This is a genomic window from Stenotrophomonas sp. P5_A8, assembly GCF_056400545.1.
The window spans coordinates 1-5,528 of the sequence record NZ_JBFULB010000254.1; the positions used below are offsets into that span (position 1 = coordinate 1).

The following is a 5,528-nucleotide window of genomic DNA, read 5'->3' on the forward strand; positions in this document are numbered from 1 at the left end:
GTAGAGCCACCCCATGGGTGGCTGCACGCGGACCAACCGGGCTTAGCGCTTCTGCGACGCCGCGACGCTGCCGAGGATCAAGGCGCCGGCCACGACCATCGCCCCGGTCACCGGTTCGCCCAGGAACAACCAGGCGAACAACGCGCCGAACATCGGAACGAGGTAGGTGACGGTGGAGGCACGCGCCGGGCCGATGCGGGCGATGAGGCGGTAGAACATCAGGAAGGCCAGGCCGGTGCAGACCACGCCCAGGGCAATCGCGCAGGTCCAGGACAGGGCCGGGATCGGGGCCGTCGGCCAGTGGGTGAGGGCCATCGGCAGCAGGGCGATGGCCGCGCAGCCCAGGGTGGCGCCCGCGGAGGCGGCCGGCGGCAGCCCGGTCATGTGGCGCTTGACCAGGTTCACGCCCAGGCCGTACAGCAAGGCAGCCAGCGCGCCGGCGATCACCGCCGCCCCGATGCTCAGGCCGGAAACTTTGGCCGTGGCCAGCACCACGACGCCGGCGAAGCCGACCAGCAGCGCAATGGCGCGGCGCATGCCGATCTTCTCGCCAAAGAACAGGAATGCGATCAGCGCCGCGAACAGCACGGTCATCGCGTTGCAGATCGCGCCGATAGCCGCCGGGGCACGTTGTGCGGCCCAGGCGAACAGCACGAACGGGATCGCCGAGTTGATCACCCCGATCGGCGCCAGCCACAGCCAGCGCCGGGCCGGGAATTGGGCGCGGGCCTGCCACAGGAACGGCAGCAGCACAACCGCGCCCAGCAGCAGGCGCACTTCGACCAACGCGTACGGGCCGAAGCTGGGGACCGCCACACGCATGAACAGGAACGAGCAGCCCCAGATCGCGCCGAGCACGGTCAACTCCAGCGGGGTGCGCCAGTCGCGCTCGACCGCGGCGCTGGCCATCGGGGCGCCGCTCATCGCAAGCCTCCAGTGAACAGGCAGATGCGTGGCTGGGCGGCGTGCGCGGACGGCAACATGGGGGTGGCTCCGGGGGACAGGGACACAGCATCCGCCTACCGGCAGAGGCCCACAAGCGCGTAGTATCCGGGCAAGCCACAAATCTAGTTTGGGTCTCGACCATGATCCTGCGCCCCGCCCTGCTGCCTGCGCTGGGGGTGTTCGCGGTTGCCGCGCGCCACCAGAATTTCGCCCATGCCGCCGAAGAACTGCACCTCACCGCCAGTGCGGTGAGCCACCATGTGCGCAAGCTTGAAGACGTGCTCGGCACGGTGCTGTTCCAGCGCCACGCGCGCGGGGTGCGCTTGACCGCAGAAGGACGCCAGCTGGCCGATGCGGCCGCCGGAGCGCTGAGCGATCTGAACGCGGTCGCCGGCAACCTGCACCCGCAGGCAGACATCGTGCCGTTGCGGGTCACCACCATCCGCTCGCTGTCCTACTGCTGGCTGGTACCGCGGCTGGCGCGCTTCACCGCCCAGCATCCGCAGGTACGGATCGAACTGCAGACCAGCACCGAGCTGGTGCGCTTCGACGAGAACGGGCCGGAACTGGGCATCCGCTACGGGCTGGGGCAATGGCCGGGACTGCGCGCGCATCATCTGATGGACGACGAACTGCAGCCGGTGGCCTCGCCTGCGCTGGCCGGCGTGGCCGCGCTGCGCGAGCCGGTGCAGATCGCCGCGCTGCCGTTGATCAGCGACATGTCACCGCAGGGCTGGCGCGACTGGTTCCGTGCCGCCGGGGTGCGCGGGCTGGAACTGCCCTCGGTGCACTCCTTCAGCGACAGTACCGATGCAATGCGCGCGGCGGTGTACGGCATCGGGGCGGTGCTGGCGCGCAAGCACATCGCCCAGCCCTACCTGCAGCGCTACGAACTGGTGCGCCTGCCCGGGCCGGCGCTCAAGGCGCGCTATGCCTACTACGTGGTGCATGCCGAACACCGACCGCTCAGCCCGACCGCGCTGGCGTTCATGGACTGGCTCAAGCGCGAGGCGCTGGACGAACGCACGCCGATACCGGCGTTGCCGGACGAACTGCTGGGCCGGCCCGCGCCGTCCCCGCCACGCTAGCGCACGCCATCCTCACCCCGTCTTTTCCACGCGCTGGCTAGGCTGGAGCTCCTTTCCCCCAAGGCGCATTCCATGGCCCTGTTGCGACTCCGAATCACCGGCAGCGAAGACGATACGCGTGCCATCACCGACCTGCTGCAGAGCATTGAAGGTATCGAGCATGTCGAGGAAACCGACGACCTGATGCCGCACATGGACGACGACGACTCCAGCTCGGCCGGCCTGTCCGACGACATCGGCCCGGGCATCCACGAACTGGAAGTGGAAGTGGGCAATGCCCTCGGCGCCCAGCGCGTKCGCGACGCCGTGCAGGAACTGGCGCTCGAACTGGATGTGTTCGTCGAATACGAGCACGACGAAGGCTGATCCGCCGCGGTGCCGGGCAACCCGGCACCGCGCGGTCGATCAGGCGTTGTTGGCGTTGCGGCGCTTGCGGCGGCGCCACAGCTTCAACCCGATCCAGCCGAACAGCCAGAGCACAAGGGCTACCGGCAGCAGCGCGGACACCGCGCGGATCAGGAAGGCCACGCTGGAAGTGAGGATCGCGCCAGACTCGCGCACGGCCTCGCCGATTTCACTGCGGCTGCGCTGCCCGGCCGGGGTGTGGAACTGCACCGTCACCAGCTGCGTATCGATCCGCCGACGCTGCTGCGCGGCATCCTTGTTGGCCTGCTCGACGCCCGCCTCGATCTCCGACAGGCGCTGGGTGATCACCAGCAGGTCGGCCATCTTGACGTCCTTGCCGTCCTCATAGGCCAGCAGGCGTTCGTGTTCCTTCTCCAGCCGTGCCTTGGTCAGCGCGGTGTCGGCCACCTGCTGGGCCAGGTCTTCGGCATGGGTGTTGCGCGAGGACACTTCCCCGCCCTGCCCGGCCAGCCCGATGATCGGCTCGACGCCCTTGGGCGCGATCCGCACCCGGATCGAACCGGTCGGGTACTCGCCGCCCTGCTGACCGACCTGCAACACAGCGCAGTCGCCAAAGCGCGCGGACTGGCAGGCATCGGCGATCTGCTTCACGCGCGGACCGATCTGCGCCGCCTCCAGCTGGATGTCGATGTCGTGCTCGTACGCCAGCGCGGCCCCTTCCGGCGAGGCCACCGCGCCCGCCGCACCGGCCCCGGCATCGGCGGCAGCGTGATTCTGGCTGCAGCCGGCCAGGGCCAGCACCAGCGTCCCTGCCAGGGCGCCCGTCAGGCGCCACGTCGTCCTTTTCACTGTTTACCCGCTCCGTCGTATCGATTGATCTTGAGCCCGTCCAGGTCCACCCCGGGCAGGCAACGTACATTCACCGCGACCATCTTCTGTCCGCTGCGCGGGTCCACGCCCTCGCTGAACGGGGCGATCCCGCAGGTGCGGCAATGGTGGTGTTCCAGGTGGTGCTGGTTGAACTGGTAGGTCGCCACGTCGGCCGCATCGGTGCCCAGCCGCAGGGCCTCGCGCGGACCGAACCACAGCAGGCCGCCACGGCGGCGGCACAGCGAACAGTTGCAGTCCAGCACCTCGGTGATAGGGGCGTCGGCATCCACCACGAATGCGATCTGCCCGCAATGACAGCTCCCTTCGTACTGCATGGCGCACCCTCCCGATGAAAGGGCCATGGTAATCCAATGGCACGGGCACGGCCGCGCCGCTGGGCCTATGCTCGGGGATTGACCACAGCACAGGATCGCCGATGCGCCAGCATCTTCTCGCCCTCGCCCTGATCGCCGCCCTCGGCGGCTGCCAGCAGGCCGACGCCCCGCCCGCCGCCACCGGCACGCAGGCCCCGGCCACCGCCGGCGACGCCGCGGTCGATGCCGCGTTCGCCGACCTGTCCAAGCGCGCCCTGGACACCTGGATGCAGCTGTCCCCGATCAGCGCCACCCAGATCGGCGACCACCGCTACGACAGCGAGATCGACGACCTCAGCGCGGCCGGCCAGCAGAAGGTGCTGACCGCCTACAAAGGCCTGGTGGGCGACCTGGACCGGATCGATGTGAGCAAGCTCTCGCGCGAGAACCAGGTGGATGCGGCGATCCTGCGCAACCAGCTGCAGTCGGAAATCTGGAGCGCCGAGGTGCTGCAGTCGTCCAAGTGGGACCCGCAGATCTACAACGGCATGGCCGGCAGCGCGCTGTACGGGCTGATGGCGCGTGAGTTCGCCCCGCTGCCCGACCGCCTGAAGTCGGCCACCGCGCGCATGGAGAAGCTGCCGCAGATCTTCGCCCAGGCCCGCGAAAACCTGGACCCGGCCCGCGTGCCGAAGATTCATGCCGAGACGGTGGCCAAGCAGAACCGCGGCATCCTCAGCATCGTCGATACGTTCATCACCCCGCACATCGGCGAGCTGCCGGCCGAAGACGGCAAGCGTCTGCAGGCCGCCATCGATGGCCTGAAGAAGGCCGTCGAAGAACAGCAGACTTGGCTGGACAAGACCCTGGTGCCCAACGCCAAGGGCGACTTCCGCATCGGCGCGGAGCTGTACGACCAGAAGCTGAAGTTCGCGCTGAGCTCGTCGCTGTCGCGTGCGGAGATCGGCGAACGCGCGCGTGCCGAACTCAAGCGCGTGCGCCAGGACATGTACGGCATCGCGCAGATGGTGCTGAAGGACAAGCCGGGCGCGCCGGCACTGCCGGCCAACCCGAGCGACGACCAGCAGCAGGCGGCGATCGAGGCGGCGCTGGAGCTGGCCTACGCCGACAAGCCGGCGCGCGACAAGGTGGTGGACGATGCGAAGGCGGCGCTGGCGCAGTCGACCGAATTCGTACGCAAGCATGACCTGATGACGCTGCCCGATTCGCCGGTGGACATCATCCTGATGCCCGAGTTCCAGCGTGGCGTGGCGGTGGCCTATTGCGATTCGCCCGGTCCGCTGGACAAGAACCTGAAGACGTTCTACGCGGTGTCGCCGATTCCGGATGATTGGAGCGACAAGCAGGTCGATTCGTTCCTGCGCGAATACAACAGCCGGATGATCCACCTGCTGAGCATCCACGAGGGCACGCCGGGGCATTATCTGGAGGGCTGGCATTCGGGCAAGTTCCCCTCGACGCTGCGCGCGGTGCTGCGTTCGGGGCTGTTCGCCGAGGGCTGGGCGGTCTACACCGAGCGGATGATGCAGGAGCAGGGTTACCTGGACAACGATCCGCTGTTCCATCTGGTGCAGTTGAAGTTCTACCTGCGCACCATTTCCAACGCGATCCTGGACCAGGGCGTGCACGTGGACAACTGGTCGCGCGAGCAGGCGATGCATCTGATGACGCACGATGCGTTCCAGCAGGAAAGCGAGGCGTCGGGCAAGTGGGTGCGTGCGCAGTTGACGTCGGCGCAGTTGCCGACCTACTTCGTGGGTGCGCAGGAGCACTTCGATACGCGCAAGGCGATGCAGGACAAGCTGGGCGCGAAGTTCAACCTGAAGGCCTACCACGACCAGATGCTGTCCTACGGCGCACCGCCGGTACGTTTCGCGCGCCAGCTGATGCTGGACCAGCCGATCGAGTAAGCACTGCCTCGTTC

At 68.1% G+C, this 5,528-nt stretch carries 6 protein-coding genes; 3 read left to right on the top strand and 3 right to left on the bottom strand.

Features of this window, described 5'->3' with window-relative positions:
- Positions 1 to 42: 42 nt before the first annotated feature.
- Positions 43 to 924, bottom strand: coding sequence for a DMT family transporter (locus AC1DQP_RS15530; RefSeq protein WP_457319308.1), 882 nt, complete (start codon positions 922 to 924; stop codon positions 43 to 45).
- A 161-nt stretch (positions 925 to 1,085) separates the two neighbouring features.
- Here AC1DQP_RS15530 and AC1DQP_RS15535 point away from each other — a divergent pair, with 161 nt between their 5' ends.
- Both AC1DQP_RS15535 and AC1DQP_RS15540 read left to right on the top strand, forming a co-directional pair.
- Complete coding sequence (locus AC1DQP_RS15535; protein WP_457319307.1) at positions 1,086 to 2,033, top strand: LysR substrate-binding domain-containing protein; 948 nt, start codon at positions 1,086 to 1,088, stop codon at positions 2,031 to 2,033.
- Between the two features lie 72 nt (positions 2,034 to 2,105).
- A complete protein-coding gene (locus AC1DQP_RS15540; RefSeq protein ID WP_256776826.1) occupies positions 2,106 to 2,399 on the top strand; it encodes a hypothetical protein in 294 nt (97 codons plus the stop codon).
- 39 nt (positions 2,400 to 2,438) lie between these two features.
- Here AC1DQP_RS15540 and AC1DQP_RS15545 read toward each other — a convergent pair whose 3' ends face one another.
- Both AC1DQP_RS15545 and AC1DQP_RS15550 read right to left on the bottom strand, forming a co-directional pair.
- Positions 2,439 to 3,248, bottom strand: a complete 810-nt coding sequence (locus tag AC1DQP_RS15545) for a DUF4349 domain-containing protein (protein ID WP_478051953.1) — start codon at positions 3,246 to 3,248, stop codon at positions 2,439 to 2,441.
- Complete coding sequence (locus tag AC1DQP_RS15550; protein ID WP_256776828.1) at positions 3,245 to 3,604, bottom strand: GFA family protein; 360 nt, start codon at positions 3,602 to 3,604, stop codon at positions 3,245 to 3,247. The genes AC1DQP_RS15545 and AC1DQP_RS15550 overlap by 4 nt, the downstream gene beginning before the upstream one ends.
- Before the next feature lie 101 nt (positions 3,605 to 3,705).
- Between AC1DQP_RS15550 and AC1DQP_RS15555 the strand changes: the two genes are divergently transcribed.
- Complete coding sequence (locus AC1DQP_RS15555; RefSeq protein WP_457319305.1) at positions 3,706 to 5,514, top strand: DUF885 domain-containing protein; 1,809 nt, start codon at positions 3,706 to 3,708, stop codon at positions 5,512 to 5,514.
- Positions 5,515 to 5,528 lie beyond the last annotated feature (14 nt).